The 24,842-nt window shown below is 70.9% G+C and carries 22 protein-coding genes and 1 pseudogene; 10 read left to right on the forward strand and 13 right to left on the reverse strand.

Going from position 1 to position 24,842, the window contains the following annotated elements; translation table 11 throughout:
- Positions 1–26: 26 nt before the first annotated feature.
- From PGN25_06690 to PGN25_06705, 4 genes are all read right to left on the reverse strand, one after another.
- Complete coding sequence (locus PGN25_06690; protein MEH3117288.1) at positions 27–1,523, reverse strand: carbohydrate porin; 1,497 nt, start codon at positions 1,521–1,523, stop codon at positions 27–29.
- Positions 1,524–1,831: 308 nt separating this feature from the next.
- Positions 1,832–2,770: a Gfo/Idh/MocA family oxidoreductase gene (locus PGN25_06695; GenBank protein MEH3117289.1), complete on the reverse strand. Its 939-nt coding sequence runs from the start codon at positions 2,768–2,770 to the stop codon at positions 1,832–1,834.
- A gap of 2 nt (positions 2,771–2,772) precedes the next feature.
- A complete protein-coding gene (gene gguC / locus PGN25_06700; GenBank protein ID MEH3117290.1) occupies positions 2,773–3,753 on the reverse strand; it encodes a GguC family protein in 981 nt (326 codons plus the stop codon).
- 59 nt (positions 3,754–3,812) lie between these two features.
- On the reverse strand, positions 3,813–5,399 hold the full coding sequence (locus tag PGN25_06705) for an aldehyde dehydrogenase (NADP(+)) (protein ID MEH3117291.1): 1,587 nt from the start codon (positions 5,397–5,399) through the stop codon (positions 3,813–3,815).
- 548 nt (positions 5,400–5,947) lie between these two features.
- Here PGN25_06705 and PGN25_06710 point away from each other — a divergent pair.
- Positions 5,948–6,688, forward strand: a complete 741-nt coding sequence (locus PGN25_06710) for a FadR/GntR family transcriptional regulator (GenBank protein ID MEH3117292.1) — start codon at positions 5,948–5,950, stop codon at positions 6,686–6,688.
- Positions 6,689–6,749: 61 nt separating this feature from the next.
- On the opposite strand, the gene PGN25_06715 is transcribed toward PGN25_06710, so the two are convergent.
- Together PGN25_06715 and PGN25_06720 are read right to left on the reverse strand one after the other, a co-directional pair.
- Positions 6,750–8,549 (reverse strand): dihydroxy-acid dehydratase family protein, encoded by a 1,800-nt coding sequence (locus tag PGN25_06715; protein MEH3117293.1) that lies wholly within the window; start codon positions 8,547–8,549, stop codon positions 6,750–6,752.
- The gene (locus PGN25_06720; GenBank protein MEH3117294.1) at positions 8,546–9,655 is read right to left on the reverse strand and encodes a galactose mutarotase; all 1,110 of its coding nucleotides are present in this window, start codon (positions 9,653–9,655) and stop codon (positions 8,546–8,548) included. Before PGN25_06720 ends, PGN25_06715 begins: the two co-directional genes overlap by 4 nt.
- A 308-nt stretch (positions 9,656–9,963) precedes the next feature.
- Here PGN25_06720 and PGN25_06725 point away from each other — a divergent pair, with 308 nt between their 5' ends.
- The 4 genes from PGN25_06725 (at position 9,964) to PGN25_06740 (ending at position 13,691) form a co-directional block, all read left to right on the forward strand.
- The gene (locus tag PGN25_06725) at positions 9,964–11,196 is read left to right on the forward strand and encodes a sugar MFS transporter (GenBank protein MEH3117295.1); all 1,233 of its coding nucleotides are present in this window, start codon (positions 9,964–9,966) and stop codon (positions 11,194–11,196) included.
- 71 nt (positions 11,197–11,267) lie between these two features.
- Entirely contained in the window at positions 11,268–12,143 is an 876-nt protein-coding gene (locus PGN25_06730; protein MEH3117296.1) for an SMP-30/gluconolactonase/LRE family protein, read from the forward strand.
- Positions 12,144–12,147: 4 nt separating this feature from the next.
- Entirely contained in the window at positions 12,148–13,056 is a 909-nt protein-coding gene (locus tag PGN25_06735) for a 2-dehydro-3-deoxygalactonokinase (GenBank protein ID MEH3117297.1), read from the forward strand.
- The gene (locus tag PGN25_06740) at positions 13,053–13,691 is read left to right on the forward strand and encodes a 2-dehydro-3-deoxy-6-phosphogalactonate aldolase (GenBank protein MEH3117298.1); all 639 of its coding nucleotides are present in this window, start codon (positions 13,053–13,055) and stop codon (positions 13,689–13,691) included. Before PGN25_06735 ends, PGN25_06740 begins: the two co-directional genes overlap by 4 nt.
- A gap of 49 nt (positions 13,692–13,740) precedes the next feature.
- Here the strand turns inward: PGN25_06740 and PGN25_06745 are convergent, their stop codons facing one another.
- Both PGN25_06745 and PGN25_06750 read right to left on the reverse strand, forming a co-directional pair.
- Complete coding sequence (locus tag PGN25_06745) at positions 13,741–15,966, reverse strand: molybdopterin-dependent oxidoreductase (protein ID MEH3117299.1); 2,226 nt, start codon at positions 15,964–15,966, stop codon at positions 13,741–13,743.
- 12 nt (positions 15,967–15,978) lie between these two features.
- Entirely contained in the window at positions 15,979–16,449 is a 471-nt protein-coding gene (locus tag PGN25_06750) for a (2Fe-2S)-binding protein (protein ID MEH3117300.1), read from the reverse strand.
- 216 nt (positions 16,450–16,665) lie between these two features.
- Here PGN25_06750 and PGN25_06755 point away from each other — a divergent pair, with 216 nt between their 5' ends.
- Entirely contained in the window at positions 16,666–17,055 is a 390-nt protein-coding gene (locus PGN25_06755; GenBank protein MEH3117301.1) for a hypothetical protein, read from the forward strand.
- Positions 17,056–17,237: 182 nt separating this feature from the next.
- Complete coding sequence (locus tag PGN25_06760) at positions 17,238–17,477, forward strand: hypothetical protein (protein ID MEH3117302.1); 240 nt, start codon at positions 17,238–17,240, stop codon at positions 17,475–17,477.
- 209 nt (positions 17,478–17,686) lie between these two features.
- Here the strand turns inward: PGN25_06760 and PGN25_06765 are convergent.
- The 3 genes and pseudogenes from PGN25_06765 to PGN25_06775 form a co-directional block, all read right to left on the reverse strand.
- Positions 17,687–17,794 (reverse strand): annotated as a pseudogene (locus tag PGN25_06765) (2-deoxy-D-gluconate 3-dehydrogenase).
- Positions 17,795–17,862: 68 nt separating this feature from the next.
- Positions 17,863–19,044, reverse strand: a complete 1,182-nt coding sequence (locus PGN25_06770) for an acetyl-CoA C-acyltransferase family protein (protein MEH3117303.1) — start codon at positions 19,042–19,044, stop codon at positions 17,863–17,865.
- A gap of 42 nt (positions 19,045–19,086) precedes the next feature.
- Complete coding sequence (locus PGN25_06775; GenBank protein MEH3117304.1) at positions 19,087–20,301, reverse strand: acyl-CoA dehydrogenase family protein; 1,215 nt, start codon at positions 20,299–20,301, stop codon at positions 19,087–19,089.
- A gap of 134 nt (positions 20,302–20,435) precedes the next feature.
- Here PGN25_06775 and PGN25_06780 point away from each other — a divergent pair, with 134 nt between their 5' ends.
- On the forward strand, positions 20,436–21,125 hold the full coding sequence (locus PGN25_06780) for a TetR/AcrR family transcriptional regulator (protein MEH3117305.1): 690 nt from the start codon (positions 20,436–20,438) through the stop codon (positions 21,123–21,125).
- Positions 21,126–21,553: 428 nt separating this feature from the next.
- Here PGN25_06780 and PGN25_06785 read toward each other — a convergent pair whose 3' ends face one another.
- Both PGN25_06785 and PGN25_06790 read right to left on the reverse strand, forming a co-directional pair.
- Positions 21,554–22,675 carry a 2'-deoxycytidine 5'-triphosphate deaminase gene (locus tag PGN25_06785; GenBank protein ID MEH3117306.1) on the reverse strand — a complete coding sequence of 374 codons (1,122 nt, stop codon included), beginning with the start codon at positions 22,673–22,675 and terminating at the stop codon, positions 21,554–21,556.
- A complete protein-coding gene (locus PGN25_06790) occupies positions 22,672–23,151 on the reverse strand; it encodes a hypothetical protein (protein ID MEH3117307.1) in 480 nt (159 codons plus the stop codon). The genes PGN25_06785 and PGN25_06790 overlap by 4 nt, the downstream gene beginning before the upstream one ends.
- 124 nt (positions 23,152–23,275) lie before the next feature.
- On the opposite strand from PGN25_06790, the gene apaG reads away from it, so the two are divergent.
- Together apaG and argE are read left to right on the forward strand one after the other, a co-directional pair.
- On the forward strand, positions 23,276–23,668 hold the full coding sequence (gene apaG / locus PGN25_06795) for a Co2+/Mg2+ efflux protein ApaG (protein ID MEH3117308.1): 393 nt from the start codon (positions 23,276–23,278) through the stop codon (positions 23,666–23,668).
- Positions 23,665–24,840, forward strand: coding sequence for an acetylornithine deacetylase (gene argE / locus PGN25_06800; protein MEH3117309.1), 1,176 nt, complete (start codon positions 23,665–23,667; stop codon positions 24,838–24,840). Before apaG ends, argE begins: the two co-directional genes overlap by 4 nt.
- The last annotated feature ends 2 nt before the right edge of the window (positions 24,841–24,842 follow it).

Below are 24,842 nucleotides of genomic sequence, written 5' to 3' on the forward strand. Positions count from 1 at the left end.
CTGGAGCCGATTCCCAGGACGATGCGCTAGAGGCTGCCCGGTCCCTTCGCCATGCCGGCGAGGGTGAAGAGATCGACCGAGAACTTCGCGCCGCCGACGAAGGCGTCCGGCGTGTTCTTCGTCCGGAAGGGGAAGCGGGTGTTGTCGGGGTTGATGATGTACTGAAGGTTCGGCGTCAGGCGGGCCGCCGGGGTGATCTGGATGCCGTAGTTGAGTTCCAGCATCACCTGCTGGGTCGCCACATCGCGCGGATCGAGGCCGAGCGAGGCGCGCGCCGCCCGGACGTTGGCGAGACCGTCCGAGGAGAACTTCTGGGTCGAGATCACGAAGCCCGCCGTGTCGTAGGGCCGGCCCGCGAAGGTGCCGGTCAGGATCGCGCCGCCCTCCAGGTAGTAATCGTGGGTCTGCCGGCCTTCGGTCGCCTTCATCGCCACGCCGAACAGCGTCAGCCCCTGCGGAGCCGCCGGATCGGGCCGCCAGACCATCTGGTCGAACCGGGCGTAGATCGCGGATCGCCCGAAGCGGGTCAGCGGATCGCCGCCGCTGAAGACGAGCGGACGCCCGGCGGCATTCAGCACCGGGTCGGCATAGTCCGACCGATCGACGATGGCGCCGAGGCCGTAGTTGCGCGGCAGCGGATCGTTGGCGAGCGTGGTCGAGTAGCCGAGTTCGAGCGGGATCACCACGCCGGTGGCGCCGCGGGTCGACCAGTCGATCCCGTTGTCGATCAGCCGCTGCGTGTGCGGGTTCACCTCGTAGGCGCCGACATGCAGGAAGACGCGATCGGTGAACCAAGCCTTGGCATGCGCTCCCCAGGTCGAGATCGGCCAGAAGGTGAAGTTGGTGGTCTTGAAGGCGAAGACCGGGCTGCCGCAGGTCGCGTTGTTCTGGAAGTTGCAGTAGATCGGCGAGGACAGAAAGTTGATGTTGGCGCCGAGCCGGCCGAACTCGATGTCGAGCCGGTCGTCGAACAGCTTCTGCTGGTAGCTCAGCAGCGTCAGGCGGGCGGTCTGGCCGCCGCCGTAGATTTCCTGCACGCTGGTGTCGTTGCCGATGAAATCGTTCGACAGGCTGCGGCCGTGCCGCTGCGTCACGAGGGTGTGGAGCGAGCCGCCCTCGATGCCGGCCAGGCGGCCGAGATCGGCGTCGATGCCGAACAGGATCTGCCCGGTATACGCGCTTCCCTGGCGGATGCCGCCGATCGGATTGATCGCGGATTGGCTGGTGTAGTTCAGGATGAACGTGAGGCCGTTGCCGAGATCGAACGTTCCGGGCAGCAGGGTCGGCGGCCTCGCGGTGTTGCCCCGAACTTCGGCCGCGCGCGCGGCGCCGCGCCTGAACTGGCGGTTCGGTGCCCTTGCACCCACGGATGGCCGCAGGGGGGCCGGACGCAGCCGCGCCGGCTCCGCCGATGGCCGCAAGCTGCCGGGGGCAGGCGTCTCGGCCGGTGTCTGTGCCTGTGCCGCGCTTGCGGCGAGGATGGCGAAGAAGGCGATAGCCCCACGGATCGACGATATGGTCATGGTCACTCCCCCGAGGGGGTGCGGCCGTTGTCGGCTCTTTTGCATCACCGCCTCGACAACACTGGCAAGATTGAGGTAAATATCTGTTTTTTATCGTGAAAAATCTGCTTTATCTCAGAGCCTGTTTGACCGGCCGCCGTGTCTTCGTCAGGCAACGGCAAGGCGAGAGGAAGGTCCTACTCCCATCCTGAACCCTCATCCTTCGAGGCCGCTCACGCGGCACCTCAGGATGAGGGGCGAGAGGGGATCACTGCAGTCAAACAGGCTCTCAGTCGGTCCATCGAATCGATTGATCCGTTTCATCGATCTTACGTGTCCTCGAACGCAGCGACGCTGCGGCGCCGTTCGCGCAGGAAGGCGTCGGCGACGTGGATCAGGGGGCGCAGATCGACGTCGCTCTCGCCCGTCCGCACCAGTTCGGCGAACCGGTCGTAGAGGCCGCGATACTCGCCCTCCGGCTCGAGCACCTGCGCCACGCCGTCGACGGTGAGGCGGCTGCCGCCCTCGGACAGGAGCAGGATGCCGTCCTCGGCCTCGACCCGGATGTCCCAGGTCTGGGGGCCGGTCTGGCGCCAGTCGAATTCCCCGCGGATCGGTGTTCCCTCGGCATCCGCGAAGGTCAGTTCCGCGGCGACCGGCGCCTGACGGTTCTCCGGCACGGAGAGCACCGCATCGGTGAGGAAGAAGGGCGGCAGGACGTGGGTGGCGATCGACAGGGCGTTGATGCCCGGATCGAACACGCCCATCCCGCCGGGCTCCCAGATCCAGTCCTGGCCTGGATGCCAGTGCCGCACATCCTCCTTCCAGGCGATCGTGACCGCGCGGATGCGGCGGGTCGCGAGCCAGCGCCGTGCCGGCTCGACGCCCGGCGCGCAGCGGGAGTGCCAGCTCGCGAACAGGCTGACGCCGTTCGCCCGCGCGGCGTCGCGCAGGAGTTCCACCTCGGCCAGCGTCGCGCCGGGCGGCTTCTCCAGGAAGACGTGCCGTCCGGCCTCGATCGCCGTGCGCGCCGCCGCGAAGCGGACCTGCGGCGGCTGGCACATGGCGACCGCATCGAGCAGGACCGGCGCGGCCAGCATCGCGTCGAGGGTGGGGTAGTTCGGTACCGCGTCGAGCCCGGCGTTGCGGCTCGCCACGGCCGCGAGGGTGAAGTCGGGCGAGGCGGCGATGACCGGCAGGTGCTGGTCCCGGGCGATCTTGCCGAGTCCCACCAGCCCGATGCGGATCGGCGTCGCGAGAGCCGCCATGGTCACAGGCTCCTCACGGCCACGGCGGCTTCGGGGGCGACGGAGAGGGGGTTGCGCAGCGTCAGGGCGAAGGGCGCCGCCTCGATCTCGAACACGTCGCCGGGCCGCGTCGTCACGCCCTCGCTGAAGGACAGGGTGGCCGTGCCGAAGAAGTGGACGTGCAGGTCGCCGGGCCGGCGGTGGGCGGCATACTTGAAGTGATGGTGTTCCAGGTTGGCGATGGTGTGGGACATGTTCGCCTCGCCCGAGAGGAACGACTTCTCCCATAGCACCGCGCCGTCGCGCAGGATGCGGCTGGTGCCGCGCAGGTCCGGCGGCAGCGCGCCGAGCCGGAGTTCCGGGCCCAGCGCCGCCGGGCGAAGCTTGGAGTGGGCGAGCCAGAGGTAGTTCCCGCGCTCGGTGACGTGATCGGAGAACTCGTTGGCCAGGGCGAAGCCGAGGCGGACCGGCCGGCCCGCTGCATCGATCAGGTAGATGCCTGCGATCTCCGGCTCCTCGCCGCCGTCGAGGCCGAAGGCCGGCGAGACCAGAGGCTCGCCGGAGGCGACGAGGCCGGTGCCGTCCCCCTTGTAGAACCACTCGGGCTGGACCCCGATCGTTCCGGGCGCCGGCTTGCCGCCCTCGACGCCCATCAGGAACATCCGCATGGAATCGGTCGGAGCCGGGTTCTCGGCGACCGCGCGGTGCATCTGGTTGCGCCCCTCGGCGGAGCCGAGATGGGTCAACCCGGTGCCGCTCAGGAGCAGGTGCGCCGGATCCGGATGGTCGATCGGCGGCAGCAGCGTCACCGCGTCGAGATCGACCGTGCCGCCGAACCCGGCCGCCGCGGCGGCCGCGGCGAGGTCGTGCCCGGCCGCCAGCGCGGCCTGCGCCAGGGCCAGGACGCTGGTGACGCCGATCACCGTGCGCGCCCGATCTCCGGCCAGGGCGGCGACCCCGCGCCGACCGTCCGACAGGCGATATTGTATGAGTGACGAGACCATGCCGTTCCTCCCGGCGCCGATCCTCGTGGGAGCCGGCTGCTCTGTCTGGTGGCGCCCGGTCAGTCCGAGGCCGAGTGCAGGGCGCCGTCGATGCGTCGGGCGAGGTGCCAGGGGTTGCCGCTGCGGAGAGGGGCGGGCAGCAGCGCGTCGGGCAGATCCTGATAGCAGACGGGCCGCAGGAAGCGCTCGATCGCCAGGGTGCCGACCGAGGTGGTACGCCCGTCCGAGGTCGCCGGGAACGGGCCGCCATGCACCATCGCCGGCGCGACCTCGACGCCGGTCGGCCATCCGTTGGCGAGGACGCGCCCGGCCTTGCGGGCGAGCAGCGGAACCAGCCCTGCGGCGTCGGGCCCGTCAGCCGGGTCGAGGTGCAGGGTCGCGGTGAGCTGCCCTTCGAGGGACTCGATCACCCGCACCATCTCGGCCCTGTCGGCGGCGGCGATCAGGATCGCGGCGGGGCCGAACATCTCCTCCGCAAGCGCCGGCTCGGCGAGGAAGCGGGCCGCATCGGTGCGGAACAGGGCGGTCGGCGCCCGACCCGGGCCGCCCTCGCTGCGCGCCAGCGTGACGACGCCGTCGCGGGCCGCCATCGCATCCACGGCCTCCGTGAAGCGGTCGTGGATGCCGGGCGTCAGCATCCCGTGCGGCGCGGTGGCCCGCAGGGCTTCCCCGGCGGCGCCCGCGAAGGCGTCGAGGTCCGGCCCGGCGAGCCCGATCAGCAGGCCCGGATTGGTGCAGAACTGCCCCGCCCCAAGGGTCAGGGACCGGACGAAGGCGGCCCCGAGGTCGCTCGCCCGCGCCCGCAGGGCGGCGGGCATCAGGATGACCGGGTTGACCGCGCTCATCTCGGCGTAGACCGGGATCGGCTCCGGACGCTGCGCGGCCACCCGCATCAGCGCGAGACCGCCCGAGCGCGACCCGGTGAAGCCGACGGCCCTGATGCGCGGATCGGCGACCAGGGCCGTGCCGAGCGCCTGCGACGGTCCCGGCAGGTAGGAGAACACGCCCTCGTGCAGGTCGAGGGCGGCCACCGCGGCGCGGACCGCGCGCGCCACCCTCTCGCCGGTTCCGGGATGGGCCGGATGCCCCTTGACCACGACCGGGCAGCCGGCTGCCAGGGCCGAGGCGGTGTCGCCCCCGGCCACCGAGAAGGCGAGAGGGAAGTTCGAGGCGCCGAACACGGCAACGGGGCCGAGCGCCACATGACGGCGGCGCAGGTCCGGCCGCGGCAGCGGCTGACGATCGGGCAGCGCGGCGTCGATCGTCGCGCGGACCCAATCGCCCGAACGCACGAGCCCGGCGAACTGTCGGAGTTGACCGAGGGTACGGGCACGCTCGCCCTCCAGGCGCGCTTGCGGCAGGCCGGTCTCGGCCTGTGCCCGCGCGATCAGGTCGGGGCCGAGATCGGCGATCGCCTCGGCGACGGCATCGAGGAAGCGGGCGCGCAGGGCGGGCTCCGTCTCGGAAAAGCGCGGAAAGGCTGCCTCTGCCAGGGCGCAGGCCCGCCCGACCTCGGCCGGGCCGGCCGCGGCGAAGGCGGGTTCGAGCGGCGCGCCCGTCGCGGCCTCCACGCCCCGGAACGTCTCCGCAGCCCGCATCTCTTCCGCACCGATCAGGATCGAGCCCTCGACCAACGCTTTCTCCATTTCATTTACTCAGACAATTAAATTAGATCGATTCGCCGCATTCCGCAAGCGCCGTGCACTCGCGCTCCAGGGCCATCGCTTCAAGCGATGGCCCTGGTTTTCTTGGCCAGGGTTTTCTTGGCCAGCCTCGGTCGCCGGCGCCGGCTTCCGCGGGCTCAGGCTTTCGCTCCGCTCGATGCTTCTCAGAGCCTGTTTGACCGGCCGACGTGTCTTCGCCAGGCAACGGCAAGGCGAGAAGGCCATGCTCCCATCCCCACCCTCATCCTGAGGGGAGAGATGGGATCACCGCAGTCGAACAGGCTCTCAGGACCATGGTCCTGAGAAGCCCGCTCCGCGCGGCGCGCTTGGTCGTGTCCCTTGGCGCCGCGAAGCCGCTCAGGCGGCTTCGAGCGATGGCCCTGATTCGCGCTCCCGCTCAGCCCAAGGCGGTATCCGTTTTGCGCGCCTGCAAAGGGCAGCTATTGTCTCTCGAACCTTGTCTCTCGGGCCGTGAGGGTCAGGGACGGGCTCGGATCGCAGCCGCAACAATGCCGGGGGGAGGAGAACGGGTGGCGCGCGCAGCCGGATACGAGGCCATCAAACTGCCGCTCGCCTCGGGCGGGCAGCGGATCCACGGTTCGGTCGCCCGCGACATCGGCGTCGCGATCCTGGCCGGCCGCTACGCGCCGAGCGAGGTCCTGCCGGGCGAGATCGAATTCTCGGAGCAGCTCAAGGTCTCGCGCACCGCCTACCGCGAGGCGGTGCGCATCCTCAGCGCCAAGGGGCTGGTCGAGAGCCGGCCGAAGACCGGAACCCGCGTCAGCCCGCGCAACCGCTGGAACCTGCTCGATCCGGACATCCTCGCCTGGGCCTTCGAGGCGGAGCCGAGCGAGGCCTTCATCCGCGACTTGTTCGAGCTGCGCATGGTGGTCGAGCCGGCCGCGGCGGCGCTCGCCGCCGAGCGCCGCACCGGGCTCGACATCGCCCGGATGGGCCATGCCCTGGAGGAGATGGGGCGTCACGGCCTCGCCGCCGAGGCGGGCCGCGCCGCCGACCAGGCCTTCCACCACACGATCCTGGAGGCGACCCGCAACGGCCCCCTCATCACCCTGTCGAGTTCGATCGTGGCGGCGGTGACCTGGACCACGATCTTCAAGCAGCGGCGCCAGACCCTGCCGCGCGATCCGATGCCCGATCACCGCGCCCTCTACGAGGCGATCGTGGCCGGCGATCCGGCCGCCGCGCGCGCGGCGATGACCGAACTCGTCCGCCTCGCGCTCGCCGATACCGAGATGTCGATGAAGGCGTGAGCGCGCGGCGGGTGCCGGATGCATGGGCCCGGCCCGCCGTCGGGCCGCACGCAAGTCGGCATCAATGGTTGTCGCGGGGCAGGCCCCTCGTCTGCGCGATGCGCTGGAAGGCTTCCGCTCCCTCGAGGATGGCGCCGGTCTGCATCTGCCCGACGACCTGGCGCTGGATCGCCTGCCAGGGCGTCTGCGAGGCCGGGTAGGGATAGCCGCCGCGGGCCGCGAGGTCGCGGCGGCGCTCGGCGAGTTCCGTGTCGCCGATCAGCACGTCGGCGGTGCCGCGGCGCAGGTCGATCCGCACCCGGTCGCCGGTGCGCAGCAGGGCGAGCCCGCCGCCGGCGGCGGCTTCCGGCGAGGCGTTGAGGATCGAGGGCGAGGCCGAGGTGCCCGATTGCCGCCCGTCGCCGAGGCAGGGCAGCGCGTGCACGCCGGCCCGGATCAGATACGCGGGCGGGCGCATGTTCACCACCTCCGCCGCCCCCGGATAGCCCACGGGCCCGGCCCCGCGCATCACCAGCAGGGTCTCCTCGGTGATGTCGAGGGCGGGGTCGTCGATGCGGGCGTGGTAGTCCTCGGGTCCGTCGAAGACGACGACACGGCCCTCGAAGGCGTCCGGATCGGCCGGGTTGGAGAGGTAACGGGAGCGGAACTCCGCGCCGATCACGCTGGTCTTCATGATCGCGGCGTCGAACAGGTTGCCGCGCAGCACCAGAAAGCCGGCGGCTTCCTTCAGCGGCCGGTCGATCGGCCGGATCACGTCCGCGTCCTCGATCGCCGCGCCGCGGCAGTTCTCGCCGATCGATCGCCCGTTGACGGTGATCGCCGCCTCGCGGATCAGGCCGCTGCGCATGAGCTGCGCCACCACCGCCGGAAGGCTGCCGGCGCGGTAATAGTCCTCGCCGAGATAGGTGCCCGCCGGCTGCAGGTTGACGAGGAGCGGCACGTCGAAGCCGTAGGTCTGCCAGTCGTCGATGGACAGTTCCACCCCGATATGGCGCGCGATCGCCGCGAGGTGGATCGGCGCGTTGGTCGAGCCGCCGATCGCCGAGTTGACGACGATCGCGTTGAGAAAGGCGTCGCGGGTCAGGATGTCGGAGGGTTTGAGATCCTCCGCCACCATCGCGACGATGCGCTTGCCGGTGCGGTAGGCCGCCTCCTGGCGGTCGCGGTAGGGCGCCGGAATCGCGGCGCTGCCCGGCAGCATCATGCCGAGCGCCTCGGCCAGCGTGTTCATGGTCGTGGCCGTGCCCATGGTGTTGCAGAAGCCGGTGGAGGGCGCCGACGAGGTCACGAGCTTGACGAAGCCCTCCTGGTCGATCTCGCCCGCCGCCAGCATCTCGCGCGCCCGCCAGACGATGGTGCCCGAGCCCGTGCGCTGCCCCTTGTGCCAGCCGTTCAGCATCGGCCCGACCGAGAGGGCGATGGCCGGGATGTTCACGGTGGCGGCCGCCATCAGGCAGGCCGGCGTGGTCTTGTCGCAGCCCGTGGTCAGCACCACCCCGTCGAGGGGATAGCCGTGCAGCAGCTCGACGAGGCCGAGATAGGCGAGGTTGCGGTCGAGCCCCGCGGTCGGGCGCTTTCCCGTCTCCTGGATCGGGTGGACGGGAAATTCGAGTACGATCCCGCCGGCCTCGCGGATGCCCTCGCGGATGCGCTCCGCCAGGACGAGGTGATGCCGGTTGCAGGGCGAGAGATCCGAGCCGGTCTGGGCGATGCCGATCACCGGCTTGCCCGAGCGCAGCTCTTCGAGGCTGAGGCCGAAGTTGAGGTAGCGCTCGAGATAGAGCGCCGTCATGTCGATGTTGTCGGGGTTGTCGAACCAGGCGCGCGAGCGCAGCCGGCGGGGGTGGGAGACGTCGGTCATCGGGCGGTCCGGTTCGATTCGGGGCTGGTCGAGAAGCGGTAGGTGACGACGTTGCGGTAGGTCGCGCCGGGATCGAGCCGGGCGGAGCCGAAGGCCGGCTGGTTCGGCGTATCGGGGAACAGCTCGGGTTCGAGGGCGAAGGCGTCCGATTGCCGGTAGGCGAGGCCGGATTTGCCGATCGCCGTCGCGTCGAGGAAGTTGCCGGCGTAGAACTGCACGCCCGGCTGGTTGCTCGCCATCTCCAGCACGCGGCCCGAGACCGGATCCTCGACCCGGGCGACCGGATGCGGCTCCGCCGTCGGCGCCTGGGTCAGCACGTAGTTGTGATCGTAGCCGCGCCCGCGCACGATCTGCGGGTCGCGCCCGTCGCGGATGCGCGTGCCGATCACCGTCGGCTTGCGGAAATCGAAGGGCGTGCCGGCGACGGGGGCGAGCTCCCCGGTCGGGATCAGGGTCGCGTCGATCGGCGTGTAGCGCTCGGCCGGGATCGTCAGGACGTGGTCGAGGATCGAGCGGCCGGAGCCTTCGCCCGCGAGGTTGAAGAAGCTGTGATTCGTCAGATTGACGATGGTCGGCCGGTCGGTGGTCGCCTGATAGGCGACCGTCAGCGTGCCGGCGGCGTCGAGGGCGTAGGTCACGCTCGCCGTCAGGGCGCCGGGATAGCCCTCCTCCCCGTCCGGGCTGACGTAGCGCAGGGTGACGGAGGGTGTCGCGCCGCCGGAGAGGTCGGTGATCGTCCAGAGCCGCCTGTCGAAGCCCTCGCGGCCGCCGTGCAGCGCGTTCGGCCCGTCGTTGGTGGCCAGCGTGTAGGCCTTGCCGTCGAGGCTGAAGCGGCCGGCGCGGATGCGGTTGGCGTAGCGCCCGATGCTGACGCCGAAATAGTTCGGCTTGTCCAAGTAGCCCTTCAGGTCGGCGTAGCCGAGCACGACGTCCGCCGGCTTGCCTGAGCGGTCCGGCACGTCGAGGGTACGCAGCAGGGCCCCCCAGGTGATCACGCGGGCGGTGACCGGGCCGCTCGTCAGCGTCACCTCGTCGACGCCGCGTCCGTCCGGCAGCGTCCCGAACGGTGTCCGCTTGGCCTCACCGGCCGCGGTTGCCGTCGGCAACACGCAGATTCCCACGACGGCCGCTCTCCACCCGCGCATGGTCCGCTCCTCCCGTCCCGCCTCTCCAGCGTGCAGCCCCGCGGCATCTCCGATGCGTCGCTCGGCACGTTGCGGTTGACGGCGGCTTATATACTCATACAAATAGACCTGACAATGACGAGGCCCCGGGACAGGGGCCGCGACGGGAGCGGAGACGTTCGATGGCTGGAGCAATTCCGGGCGGAGCTGCGCCCGCGGGCACAACGGGTACGAAGAGGGACGGCGCGTCCTACCGGCCCGCCCTCACACTCCTTGCAAGCCTTTTCTTCATGTGGGGCTTCATCACGGTCATCAACAACACGTTGCTCCCTCATCTGAGGAACGTGTTCGACCTCGACTACACGCAGACGACCCTGATCGAATCCGTGTGGTTCATCGCGTATTTCGTCGCTTCCCTGCCGGCCGCGAAGCTGATCGAGCGCATCGGCTACCAGCGGGCGCTCGTGGTGGGGCTCGGCATCATGGCGCTCGGCACGCTCGGGATGGTCGCGGCGGCGCGCATTCCCTCCTACAACATCACCCTGGCGTCGCTGTTCGTGATCGCCTGCGGGATCACCCAGCTTCAGGTCGCGGCCAATCCCTACGTCGCGGTGGTCGGGCCGCCGGAGAGCGCCTCCTCGCGGCTCAACCTCGTCCAGGCCTTCAACTCGTTCGGCACGACGCTGGCGCCGCTCTTCGGCGGTTACCTCATCCTCGGGCGCTCCGCCTCGGGCAACGTCGTGGGCGACGCCGCGCCCCTCGGCGCGGCCGAGCGGCTCGCCGACGCGCAGGCGGTGCAGTTGCCCTACCTGATCGTGGCCGCGACCCTGGTGGTGCTCGCCGTCGTCATCGCGCGCGCCGCGCTGCCGGCGATGGGGACGGCCACGAGCCGCCTCGCCCGGGCCGAGCGAGCCTCGCACTCGCTCTGGCGCCACCGCAACCTCGTCCTCGGGGTGCCGGCGATCTTCATCTACCTGATCGCCGAGATCGGCGTGTCGAACCTGTTCATCAACTTCGTCTCGCAGCCCACGATCGGCAACCTCACCCACGCCCAGGCCTCGCACTACCTGTTCCTGCTCTGGGGCGGCATGATGGTCGGCCGCTTCGCCGGGGCCTGGGTGATGCGCCGCATCCCTGCCGAGGCGGTGCTGGCCGGCGCCGCGACCGGCGCCTTCGCGGTGATGCTGGTGACGAGCTTCAGTACCGGCCCGCTCGCCATGTGGGCGCTGATCTCGGTCGGCCTGTTCCACGCGATCATGTTCCCGACGATCTTCACCCTCGGCATCCGCGGCCTCGGACCGCTGACCGAGGAGGGCTCGGGCCTGCTGATCATGGCGATCGCGGGCGGCGCCCTCGTCGTCGTGCAGGGCTGGATCGCCGATCGGTTCGGGCTGCAGCACTCGTTCCTGCTGACCGCCGCCTGCGAACTCTACGTCCTCTTCTATGCCCTCTGGGGCTGCCGGACGAAGGGGACGGCCGCCGACACCGCCGTCCCGCCCGCCGTTCGGCCGGCCACGCCCTGACGGACGCGGCCCGACGCGGCCCGACGCGGCCCGACGCGGCCCGACGCGGCTCGGCCGAAGAGGAGAGAGGAATGGTGCGGACGGAAACGGTGCCGGTCGAGATCGTGGCCCGCCCGGAGCGGGACCGGCTCGGCGAAGGGCCGGTCTGGGTGCCGGAGCGCGGGCATCTGTTCTGGGTCGATATCGAGGCGCCGGCGATCCGCTGGCTCGACCTGGCCGGCGGCCGGACCGGCAGCCATGGCGTCCCGGAGCCGGTCGGCTGGATCATTCCGCGCTCGAACCGGTCCGACTTCGTGGTCGGCCTGAAGAGCGGCTTCGCCTTCTTCGATCCTGAGGCCGGCAGCCTGGAACGTCTCGGCGATCCGGAGCCGGAGCATCCGGACAACCGGCTGAACGATGCCAAGGTGGATTTCGCCGGACGGATCTGGGCCGGCAGCAAGCATTGCGCCGACGCGGCGGCGTCGGGCGCCCTGCATCGGCTCGATCCCGACCTGACCTGGCACTGCCACGACCGCGATTACGGCGTCGCCAACGGCCCGACCTTCAGCCTGGACTGGCGGATCCTCTATCACGGCGACAGCGCGGCCCGGACGGTCTTCGCCTTCGACATCGGCGAGGACGGAGCGCTTTCCCGCAAGCGGGACTTCCTGCGCTTCCCCGACGAATGGGGCTATCCCGACGGGATGACGACCGATGCGGAGGGCTGCCTCTGGATCGCCCATTGGGGCGGGGGCCGGATCAGCCGCTTCGACCCGGGCGGGGCGCTTCTCCGGTCGATCGCCCTGCCGGCCACGAACGTCACGAGCTGCGCCTTCGCCGGTCCCGGTCTCGACCGGCTCTACGTCACCTCGGCCGCGCAGGGCTGCGAGCACGAGCCTGCGGCCGGGGCGTTGTTCGTCCTCGATCCCGGCATGCGCGGCCTGCCGCCGCGCGCCTTCGCAGGGTGAGGGCATGATCGGCGTCGATTGGGGCTCGTCGAACCTGCGCGCCTACCGGTTCGGGCCGGACGGGACGGTGCTGGGGCGCCGCTCCGGCGGGCCCGGGGCCGCCACGCTCGGTCCGGACGCCTTCGAGCCGGCGCTGGCCGGGATCCTCGCGGGCTGGGCCGACGGACGCGTTCCGATCGTGCTGGCCGGCATGGCGGGCCGGCGCGGCGGCTGGCGCGAGGCGCCCTACCTGCCCTGCCCGGCCGACCCTGCCCATCTCGCCGCCGCCGCGGTCGCGATCCCCTCGGAGATCGGCCCCTGCTTCCTGGTGCCGGGTCTCAGCATCCGCGGTCGCGACGGCGTCGCGGGCGTGATGCGGGGGGAGGAAACCCAGATCCTCGGAGCGGGGCTCGCCGCCGGCACCCTCGTCCTGCCCGGCACCCACAGCAAGTGGGCGCGGCTGACGGAGGGGCGGATCACGGATTTCGCGACCGCGATGACGGGCGAACTCTACGCCCTGCTGCTCGACCATTCCCTGATCGGTCAGGTCGCGACGCAGGCGGCCTGCGATCGGCCGGACGCCTTCACTGCGGGCGTCCGGCGCGCCCTGGCCGCCGACGGCATCGAGCGGCTCCTGTTCTCGGCCCGTGCCGAAGTCCTGCTCGGCGCGCTGGAGCCGGAGGCGGTCGAGAGCTACCTCTCAGGCCTGCTGATCGGCGGGGAGATCGCCGCCCTGCACGACTTCCTCGACGGCCCACCCATCCTGATCGGGGCCGCAGCCCTCTGCACGCGCTACGCCGCGGCCCTGGCGCTGGCGGGATACCCGTCGGCGGAGATCCGGGGCGGTGAGACGGCTGTCGCGCGCGGCCTCTGGCGGATCGGCCGCGACATCGCCGCGTTGCGCGGACCCGACGACGCAGGAGACCTCTCGTGACCTTCGATCAGGTTCTGGCGGCGATGCCGCTCGTCGCGATCCTGCGCGGGATCAGGCCGTCCGAGGCCGAGGAGACCGCCGAAGCCCTGGTGGCGGCCGGGATTCGTTGCATCGAGGTGCCGCTGAACTCGCCCGATCCCTTCGACAGCATCCGGCGCATGGCGGCGCGGCTCGAAGGACGCGCATTGGTCGGTGCCGGAACCGTCCTCGGCCCCGCCGACGTGGCGCGGGTCGTCGAGGCCGGCGGTCGCCTCGCGGTGTCGCCCGACTGCAATCCGGCGACGATCGCGGCGGCCAAGTCCGCCGGCCTGATCGCGCTGCCCGGCATCCTCACGCCGAGCGAAGCGTTCCGGGCCCTGGCGGCCGGCGCCGACGGGCTGAAGCTCTTTCCGGCCGAAGCGGCGAGCCCGGCCATGCTGAAGGCGATGCGCGCCGTGCTGCCGACGGGCACCCCCGTCCTGCCGGTCGGCGGCATCGGCCCGGCCGAGATCGCCTCCTATTGGGCGGCCGGTGCGGCGGGGTTCGGCCTCGGTTCGAGCCTCTACGTTCCGGGCCGGCCGGCGGCGGAGATCCGGGATCGGGCCGCGGCGATCGTCGAGGCGGTGCGGACGGCCCGTGCCCGTCGGCCGGGCTGACGCCTCAGGGGGGATCGGTCCGGACCGGACGGCACGGGCGTCCGCCTCGTCAGGTCGCCCGCAGGGCCGCCTTCACCTTGGCCGGCGTGAACGGCACGGAGCGCAGGCGGGCGCCCGTCGCGTCGAAGATCGCGTTCGAGATCGCCGCGGGCACGGTGGCCGCGGACGGCTCGCCGGCACCCCAGGGCTTCTCGGTCGGCCGGTCGATCAGGTCGATCACGATCTCCGGCACGTCCGGGAAGGTGAGGATCGGGTAGCTCGCCCAGTCGAGGCTCGTCACGGCGCCGCGGTCGAACGCGACCTCCTCCATCAGCACCCGGCTGACCGTCTGGATCACGTTGCCGTCGAGCTGGTTGCGCACCCCGTCCGGGTTGATGATCTGGCCGCAATCCTGCACCACGAAGAAGCGCGGCACCCGCACCTGCCCGGTTCGACGGTCGACCTCGACCTCGGCCACCCCGGCCACGTAGGTGCGGTTCAGCTCGTACTTCACGTAAGAGAGGCCGCGCCCGCGCAGCAGGTCGCCCGCGCCATCTTTCGTCGGTGAGGGCCGGGCCTGCCACTTGGCGATCTCGGCGACCCGCTCAAGCACCTCGATGCCGCGCGGGTCCTTGAGCGCACGCAGGCGATACGCCAGCGGGTCGGCGCCGGCGGCCGCGGCGCATTCGTCGAGGAAAGCCTCGTTGGCGTAGGTGTTCTGCATCCGCCCCGGCGTGCGGATCCAGGAGGGCCGCAACGGGGTCGAGGCCAGGCGATGGCACACCGTGCGCACGTTCGGGAAGGCGTAGGGCAGCGCCGAGTTCTGGATGATGTTGCCGGGCGACATCGCGGTCTCGTGCGGCAGCCCGGCGAGATCGGCCGCCACCAGCGGCACGTTGCCGGCCGCGCCCTCCGGCACGTGGAACTGCGAGGACCACGCGGCGACGTTGCCCTCGCCGTCGAGCCCGGCCTTCAGGTCGATCAGGGTCGGCGGCCCCTTCGGATCCCAACCGTGCTCGTCGGCGCGCGACCACTGCACCCGCACGGGCCGGCCCACCGCGCGGGCAAGGAGCGCCGCGTCGCCGGCCGCGTCCTCGTGCCCGTTGCGTCCGTAGCAGCCCGAACCCTCGACGTAGATGCAGCGCACCGCCTCCGGCGCGAGCCCGAGCATCGCCGCGAGCTGCTTGCGCAGGGCGTGCGTCATCTGCGAGGCGGTCCAGCAGGTGAGCAGCCCGTCCTTGAACGCCGCGACGGCGCAGGAGGGACCGATCGAGCCGTGGGTGTGGATGGCGAAGTCGTAGCTCGCCTCGAGCCTGCTCACCGCCCGACCCAGCGCCGCCTCGGCATCACCGATGCTGCTGGTGACGTCGTCCTTCGTCACCTTGGCAGCGCGCACGTGCTGCCAGAGCTTGTCCTGCTCCGGCAGCCCCTCCCACTTCGACCACGTCGCCTCGATCTGCCCGGCCGCCTTCACGGCCGCCCATTCCCGCTCGGCGACGACGGCGAGGAAGTTGCCCTGGCGCACCACCGCGATCAGGCCGGGAATCGCCGCGACCGAGGTCTCGTCCACGCTCTCCAGCCTGGCGCCGATGGCCGGCGGCCGGACCACGCGGGCATGCACCATCTCGGGCACGCGCAAATCCTGCATGTAGGTAAAGCGGCCCGTCATCTTGTCGGGGATGTCGATCCGCGCCACCGACTTGCCGACGAGAGCGAAATTCGCCGGGTCCTTGGTCCTGGCGGCCGGATCGACCTTCAGGTCGAGGCGGCCGTCCCGCACGAGTTCGGCGTAGGACAGCCCCTTGCCCCCCGTCTTCGGCCGCACGGTGCCCTTCTCGCTCGCCAGCGCCTCGGCCGGCACGCCGAGACGCTCGCTCGCAAGCCCCACGAGGCGGGCGCGGGCGGTCGCCGCCGCCTGCCGGATCTCGACGCCGCCCTTCTGGATCGAGAGGCTGCCGTAGGTCGGCCCCTGGTCGGGGGTGAGCGCCGTATCCCCCTGCACGACCGTGACGCGGTCGAGGGGCAGGTCGAGTTCCTCGGCGGCGATCTGCGCCAACGCGGTCTCGATCCCGGTACCGAGATCGACCTTGCCCGAGAAGATCGTGGCGCGGCCGTCGGCGCCGAGCGCCAGGAAGCTGTCGACCCGATCCGGCGCGACGGGCTTCGAGAAGCCGTTGGTCGCCACCGGCGCGAAGGTCTGCTGCGCGAGGGCGTTGCGGCCGGACAGCGAGAAGCCGACCACGAGTGCGCCGCCCTGGAGGAGCAGGCTGCGGCGGGAGAGCGGGCGCGCGTTCATCGGAAGATCCCCTCAGAGCGTGCCGGCGGCGCGCTGGACGGCGCGCACGATCCGCAGGTGGGTGCCGCATCGGCAGAGATTCTGGGCCAGCGCCTGCCGGATCGCGGCCTCGTCGGGCTTCGGCGTCCCGTTGAGGAGGGCGGCCGACTGCATGATCATGCCGTTGATGCAGTAGCCGCACTGCGCCGCCTGCTCCTCGATGAAGGCCGCCTGCACGGGGTGCGGCTTGTCCGGGCTGCCGAGGCCTTCCAGCGTGACGATCCGGGCGCCCGCCTTCAGGCTGGAGACCGGGGTGATGCAGGAGCGCACGGCCTGACCGTCGATATGCACCGTGCAGGAGCCGCACTGGCCGAGGCCGCAACCGAAGCGCGGGCCGTGCAGGCCGAGGTCGTCGCGCAGCACGTAGAGGAGCGGCGTGTCCGGATCATCGACGGTGAGCTGTGCGGTGCGTCCGTTCACGTCCAGCGACATCGAATGCGCCATGGCGTGTCTCCCTGGAACCATTCTCGTGTGCCCGGCCTATACCCGGCACGGAACCGGGGCAACGCGACCGCGTGCCGTCTCCGTTTGACGCGGCTCCGACACTGGCCGGACCCGTCGCGAAAAGCTGCGGCAGCGATCGAGGAAAAGTACGGTCCGCCGCAGGAACGGACGGCGACCCTGCTGATCTGGCATCGCAACGGCCCCTGGATTCGGACCGTGGTGCACAAGATCGGAGCGGAGCACGACTTTCCGGCCAAGCACAGCGACGTGCTGGAACAGCGCCTGCCCTACAAGGTGCCCCTCAACTTCTACGACGCGGTCGCGACCTTCAACGGCAGCGTGATCCCGGACCGAACCCGGGGCACCCTCACCGCCTACGGCGCGAGCGAGGCCGAGAACGTGCTGAGCCTCAATCTCGCCCAGGCGGTGGTGCGGGGTGAACTGACGCCGGAGCAGGCGCGGGAGAAGCTGGTGGCGGCAGCGCAGGAATTGATGGCGGGGAGAACGCCGGACTTGGCGGCCAATCTAACGCTCGACCAGCAGCAGGAAGGCGACGTGTCCGACCCCGACACCGCGATGATGCTGCCGCCCGGCCGCTCGCGCTGAGCGCTTTTCCCGGCGCCGCATCCACCCGCGGGCTCGGCCGTCGAATTTTTTGCTCTGCACCTTCACGAACACACGCTTGCGAGCCTGGGTTCATCGGATCCGTGTTTGACTGTCGAATTTCCATTCCTTGGCCGGAAACCATTTCGCTCATCAGTTGTTGACGGGCATCGTAGGAGGTTTGGATGCTGAAAGCTCTATTCGTTGCAGCGCTTGTTTCGAGTATGGCGGGTGGCGCCGCGCTGGCTCAGTCTGCGGCGACGCCCTCAGGCACGATGCCGGTTCCGGACCGTGGGATCACCGACACCCCTGCCGCGACCGGGACGGCTCAACCTGCGCGCGATCCCAACGCGGCTGGTCTGAACAAGATCGACGGCCTGGAGGTTCCGCAGATGAAGGATCCGCAGGCCGGCGGCCCGAAGTAGAGACGATCGCCTGATCCTCGCGTCAAAGAGGCGCCGGGATGGCGGCCAGACGCCTTCGACTCACCGGGCTCCCAGGGGTACGGTACGAAGCGGCATCGTAATCTCCGCACAAGCAGAAATGCGCGACCGCTCTCCACGGCCGCGCTCTCGAAACTGCCTCGCCGGACCGACCCTCAGGCGCCCACCGGCTTCTCCTCACCGGGCTTCCAGACCTCGGCGCCCGCCCGCGCCAGCGTGCCGGCGAAGTGCCGCCCGAGACCGCTCGACGCGCCGGTCACGAGGACGTGCCGGCCGGTGAGATCGAACAAACCGCTCAAGCCTCCCTCCCGTTCGTGGTTGAGCCTGGCCCGGTTGAAGCCGGGCTCCGGGCGCGCGATGCGGGCCGTCAGTGCATCCGTTCGAGGGCGAGGGCGATGCCCTGGCCGCCGCCGATGCACATGGTGGCGAGGCCGAACCGGCCCTCGATGCGGGCGAGTTCGTAGAGCGCCTTGACGGCGATGATCGCGCCCGAGGCGCCGATCGGGTGGCCGAGCGCGATCGCACCGCCGTTCGGGTTCACCCGGGACGGATCGAGGTCGAGCGCCCGCGACACGGCACAGGCCTGCGAGGCGAAGGCCTCGTTCGATTCGATCACGTCGAAATCGGCGGCGCGAAGGCCGGTGCGCGCCATCAGCCGCTGCACGGCCGGCACCGGGCCCATGCCCATCTCGTCGGGATCGACGCCGGCATGACCGTACCCGACGATGCGGGCCAGCGGCCTGCGCCCTTCCGCCTTCGCCCGCGCCTCGCTCATCAGCACGAGGGCGGCGGCGCCGTCGTTGAGGCCGGAGGCGTTGCCGGCGGTCACCGAGCCGTCCTTGCGGAAGGCCGGGCGCAGCTTGGCGAGATCGGCCGGCGTCGTCGCCTTGGGGTGCTCGTCGGTGTCGAAGGCCACCGTCCGGCGCTTCACCTGCACCTCGACCGGCAGGATCTGCTCGCGGAAGCGGCCGGCCTCGATCGCCGCCTTGGCCCGGGCCTGGCTCTCGGCGGCGAAGGCGTCCTGCTCCTCGCGGGAGACGCCGTAGCGCGCCGCGACGTTCTCGGCGGTGACGCCCATATGGCCAGCGCCGAAGGGGTCGCTCAGCACGCCGATCATGTAATCGACGGCCGTGATGTCGCCCATCTTCTGGCCGGAGCGCGCGGCCGCGAGCAGGTGCGGCGAGCGGCTCATGCTCTCGGCCCCGCCCGCCACCGCCACCTCGGCATCGCCGAGCAGGATCGACTGCGCGGCGGAGACGATGGCCTGGAGGCCGCTGCCGCACAGCCGGTTCACGGACATGGCCGGCGTCTCCTTCGGAATGCCGGCCTCCATCGCCGCGACCCGCGGCAGGTAGGCGTCGCGCGGCTCGGTCGGGATCACGTGGCCGAACACGACGTGGCCGACCCGATCGCCGGCGACGCCCGCGCGGTGCAGGGCTTCGCCGACGCAGCGCGCGGCCAGTTCGGCCGGCGGCACCGCCGCGAGCGAACCGCCGAAGGTGCCGATGGCGGTGCGCACACCGGAAACGATCACGACCGAATCAGACATCTTCTTCCCGTTTCTCTCGTCGGCGGATGTGGGTGAAAGGCGTCAGGCCGGCTGGCCGGCCACGTCCCAATGCCAGAAGTCGTCGCCCTCGGCGTCGAGGGCGCGGTTGAGCACCATCTTATGCACCTCGTCCGCGCCGTCGACGAGGCGCGCCTGCCGGGCGTAGCGGTAGATCCACTCCAGCGGCGTGTCCTTCGAGTAGCCGCGTGCGCCGTTGATCTGGATCGCGGTGTCGGCCGCCGCGTGCAGGAGGTTGGCGACGTGCACCTTCGCCATCGAGATCTCCTTGCGGGCAAAGCTGCCCCGGTCGAGCGCCCAGGCCGCCTTCATCACCAGCATCCGGCCGATCTCGATGCGCATGGCGAGGTCGCCGAGCATGAGCTGGATGCTCTCGCGGTCGGCCAGCCGCACGCCGAAGCCCTGCCGCTCGACGGCGTAGGCCCGGGCGATCTCGACGCAGCGCTTCGAAAGGCCGAGCCAGCGCATGCAGTGCGTCAGCCGCGCGGGCCCGAGCCGGATCTGGGTGAGCTTGAGGCCGTCGCCCTCCTTGAGGAGCACGTTCCCGGCCGGGATTTCAAGCCCGTCGAAAGCGAGCTCGCAGTGGCCGCCATGCTCCTCCGGGCCCATGATGCCGATGCGCCGCACGATCTCCCAGCCGGGTTGGTCGCGGTGGAACAGGAAGGCGGTCAGCCCCTTCCGCACGTCGTCCGAGGTGCGCGCGATCAGGATGAAGTGGGCGGCGCCCTCGGCGCCGGTGATGAACCACTTGCGCCCCGACACGACGTAGCGGTCGCCGCGCTTCTCGGCGAGGGTGCGGATCATCGACGGATCGGAGCCGCCGCCCGGGGCCGGCTCGGTCATCGCGAAGGCCGAGCGGACCTCGCCGCGCACGATCGGGTCGAGCCAGCGCACCTTCTGGGCCGGCGTGGCGACCGCCTCCAGCACCATCATGTTGCCGTCGTCAGGAGCGGCCGCGTTGAACACCACGGGTCCGAAGATCGAGCGGCTCATCGCCTCGTAGCAGACCGCCATCCCGGACTTGCCGAGACCCATGCCCCCGGTGTCCTGCCTGAGCTGAAGGCACCACAACCCCTGCTCGCGGGCGAGCCCCCGCAGCCGCTCCAGCGGCTCGGCCGCGATGTTGCCGTGCGCGTCGTAAGCCGCCGGATCGCTCTCCAGGGGCACGATCTCGGAATCGACGAAGGCGGCGATCCGCGCACGAAAATCCTCGATGCGGGGGCTGATCGTGAAGTCCATGGCGCGGCCTTCCCGCCGTTCGAGGATTGGAAATCGAGCGGGCGCTCAATTTTTTATCGCCTGGCTTCACGCTTGGCAACCGGCTATGTTTCGCCGATCGCTCGACACCGGCGGACATGCGCGACGATGGATCGATGAGACCGGCCGAAGCCCTCCGTTCCCCCGACGCCTATTCGACCGAGGCGATCTGCGGACGCATCCTGGAGCGCCACCGCGACCGGGTGAGCGTGCAGAAGCCGCACCTCGCCACCGCCAACCTCGCGCGGATCATCGAGGCGGTGCTCAAGCTGTCGAGCCGGCAGGGCTTCCACGAGACCAGCCTGCGCGATCTGGCCAAGGCCTCGGGCCTCAGCATGGGCGGGCTCTACTCGTACTTCGACAACAAGAACACGCTGCTGGTGATGATCCTCACGGCGGTCGCCGAGACGGTCGAGACCGTGCTGCGCGACGTGCCGGCGGAGATTGCCGAGGACCCGGCCGCGCATCTGCGCTGGCTGATCGAGACGCATATCCGCCTCACCGAATCGATGCAGCCGTGGTTCGTCTTCGCCTTCATGGAGGCGAAGGGCTTTCCCGCCCCGGCGCGCACGCTGGCCACCGAGAGCGAACTCGCGACCGAGCGGATCTTCCGCGACGTCCTCGCCCGCGGCGTCGAGCGCGGCGTCTTCGCGGTGGCGGATGTCGAACTGACCGCGGCGCTGATCAAGCCGCTGCTGCAGGACTGGTACGTGAAGCGGGCCAAGTACCGGAAGCGCGGCACGCCGATCCAGGTCTACGTGGCCGGCGTCACCGCCTTCGTGGAGCGGGCGATCGCCAAGACCTGACGGCCACCCGGACGGGGATACCCGGTCGATCCGATCACCCCCTCCGCCCTGGCGGCGAAGTCGAACGCGCTCGCGCGCCCGATCGTATTCCACCACCTGCGGTCCATGACCGCCCGCCCATGTCCTGACCACTTCGCCAGCGACGTTGAACCGCCGGTCGGACACCGACCCCTCGCGTTGCGCCGCTCCCGCCAGAGGCGCCTGATACCAGTCGGCGATGAGGATCACTCATCGTCGGCTGCCCCCGCGACCGCGGGGCGGCGGCCATCCGCCGGATGCGCTGATCCCGACCATAGGTCGGGATCAGCGCCGCTTGGTATGAACCCAGGGCTCGTGCTCCTCGACCGGGCAGCCACGGCGTTTCCACGTCGGAATGCGTGTCGGCGGCAGAAGAGCCGCCATCGAACGGGGGCCGGTGCGTTGAAAGATCAAGTGCCGGGCGAGGCTTCCGTTTCTCCGCCGAAATGCTTCGACAGCTTCAGGCCTTGCGCCTGATAGTTCGAGCCGGCCCCCGCCCCGTAAAGGGTCGCGGGCCGCTCCAGCATCCGCTCGTAGACGAGACGGCCGACGATCTGGCCGTCCTCCAGCAGGAACGGCACGTCGCGCGAGCGCACTTCCAGCACGGCGCGGGCGCCGGCGCCGCCCGCCTCGCCGAGGCCGAAGCCCGGATCGAAGAAGCCGGCGTAATGGACGCGGAATTCGCCGACGAGGGGATCGAACGGTACCATTTCCGCCGCGTGGTCGGCGGGGACCCGCACCGCCTCCTTCGACGCCAGGATGTAGAACTGGCCGGGATCGAGGATCAGCGTGCGGCTGCCGTCCGCCGGCAGCGGTTCCCAGAAGTCGGGCGTGCGGTGACCGCGCGGCCGATCCACGTCGATCAGCCCGGTATGGCGCTTGGCCCGGTAGCCGATCAATCCGTCGAAGCCGGAGAGGTCCACCGAGACCGGCACGCCACCCTGGAGCGAAACGGCGGCGGCATCGATCAGCGGCTCGCGGGCGTGGAGCGCGGCGAGGTCCGCCTCCTTCAGTCGCGGATCGCCCCGGCGGAAGCGGATCTGCGACAGCCGGGAGCCGGTCCGCACCCGCACCGGGAAGGTGCGCGGCGAGATCTCGGCGTAGAGCCGGCCCGCGTAGCCCGCCCCGATCTGATCGAAGGCGCTGGCGCGGTCGGTGATGACGCGGGTGAAGACGTCGATGCGCCCGGTCGAGCTTTTCGGGTTGGCGCTGGCGCTGAGATCCCCGGGCAGCGCCAGGGTCTCCTGGAGCTCGGCGATGTAGACGCAGCCGGTCTCGAGCACGGCCCCTTTCGTCAGATCGATCTCGTGCAGCGAGAAGGCCTCGACGCAGGCCGCGACCGACCGGCCGCTGCCGGGCAGGAAGCTCGTGCGCACCCGGTAGGCACGGGCGCCGAGCCGCAGATCGAGACTCGCCGGCTGGATCTGGTCGGAGGCGCAGGGCGTGGCCGGGCGGATCGCTCCCGCCTCCGTCAGCGCCGCGATGGCCTGCGCCGGCAGGATTCCGGATGCGGCCGGCACGTCGTCGCTCATCGTCCTGTCCCCTCGCCTCTCGTTTCGGCCTCGGCCGCCGCCCGCTCCGCCGCCTCGATCGCCACCACCATCCGCGCCAGCGCCAGCCGGGCGCAGGCCCCCATCGCGATCAGCCCGGCGAGCGCGCATGCGAGGAGCGGAAACAGGTCGGGCCGAAAGCCCGACCCCGCGGCCACCAGGGCGGCGCCGATCCAGGGTGCGCCGCCGAGCGCCGGCATCGGCGAGGGCAGGCCTCGAATCTCCGTCTCCACGCCCGTCCGCCGTCGCACCGCCCGGGCCGCGACCCGCGCCGCATTGTCGAGGGCGAGCGCCAGCACCAGGGCGAGCGCCGGCCAGCGGTTCTGCACCGGTCCCCACCACGCGAACGCGAGGGCGACCGCGAGCGTCAGGATCGTGCCGAGGACAGGGCCCGAGCCGAGCGTCAGGCGGTCAAACCGCGCAGGGCCCGGACCGCTGCGGTGCACGGCGTCCGGCACGTGGTCTCCGCCTCCGGCCAACGTAGGATACCGTGATTGACGAGGTTTCGGGCGCCACGTACCACGGCGCGGCGCAGATGTCGCGCCGCGGCCTGCGCGCCGTCCACGGAGATGCTTTCAGGCGATGTACAAGGCCGAGACCCGCGGCATCATGGTCACGGTGGAGCCCCGCTTCGTCGAGGAGGAGTCCTCGCCGGGCGAGAGCCGCTACTTCTTCGCCTATACCGTCGAGATCGTGAACAACGGCAGCGAGCAGGTCCAGCTCCGCTCGCGCCACTGGCGGATCATCGACGGGCGCGGCGCCTGCCAGGAAGTGCGCGGCGCCGGCGTCGTCGGCAAGCAGCCCGTTCTCGAACCCGGCGAGTCGTTCAGCTACACCAGCGGCTGCCCGCTCACCACGCCCGACGGCCTGATGGCCGGCAGCTACACCATGTCCACCGTCGGCGGCGAGAGCTTCGAGGCGGAGATCCCGGCCTTCTCGCTCGACTCGCCGCATATGCGCCGCGTCGTCCATTGACGGCCGGCGCGGGCGGCACCCGCCTCACGCCGCTTGAGCTTCTGGAGCGGCTCGTCGCCTTCGATACCGAGAGTTCCAAGTCGAACCTCGCGCTCATCGATTTCGTCGCCGACTACCTCGACGGCTGGGGCGTGCCGCACCTGCGCGTGCCGAACGCCGCCGGCGACAAGGCGGCCCTGTTCGCCACCCTCGGACCGATGACCGACGGCGGCGTCGTTCTCTCCGGGCACACCGACGTGGTGCCGGTGACGGGGCAGGCCTGGAGCAGCGATCCCTTCATCCTGCGCGTCACGGATGGCCGCGCCTACGGCCGGGGCGCGGTCGACATGAAGGGCTTCGACGCCCTGGCGCTCGCCCTCGTGCCCGAGGCGCTCGGAGCAGGGCTGACGCGGCCGATCCACATCCTGCTCTCCTACGACGAGGAGACCACCTGCCTCGGCGTCGCCGACGCCATCGCCCGCTTCGGTGCCGACCTGCCGCGCCCGGGCGCGGTCATCGTCGGCGAACCGACGGGGATGCAGGTCGCGGACGCGCACAAGAGCGTCGTGACCTTCAACACCACCGTGTACGGCCACGCGGCGCATTCGGCCAAGCCGATGCTCGGCGCCAACGCGGTGATGGCGGCGGCCGACCTGATCGCCGAACTGAACCGCATCGCCGACGCGATGGCCGCCCGGGGCGACGCCTCCGGCCGGTTCGACCCGCCCAACACCACCGTCCATGTCGGGGTGATCCAGGGCGGGACCGCCCGCAACATCCTGCCGAAGCTCTGCACCTTCCTCTGGGAGTTCCGCGGCCTGCCCGATCTCGACATGGCCGAGATCCCGGCGCTGTTCGCATCGGCCTGCGAGCGGGTGACGCGGGAGCGGCTCAACCGCTACGGCGATTTCGGGCGGATCGAGACGGTCGAGGAGGTCGCGGTGCCGGGCCTCGCCCCCGATCCCGGCTCCGAGGCCGAGCGGCTGGCCCTGCGGCTCGCCGGACGCAACGCCACGATCAGCGTGCCCTACGCCACCGAGGCCGGGCGCTTCCAGCGGGCGGGCCTCCCGACCGTGGTGTGCGGGCCCGGCTCCATCGATCAGGCGCATCAGCCGGACGAGTTCATCACCCTCGACGAACTGGCGCGCGGCGAAGCCTTCATGCGCCGGCTGATCGAGGCCTGCACGCGCTGACC

The organism is Methylorubrum populi (assembly GCA_036946625.1).
In the GTDB taxonomy this organism is placed as follows: Bacteria; Pseudomonadota; Alphaproteobacteria; order Rhizobiales; family Beijerinckiaceae; genus Methylobacterium; species Methylobacterium populi_C.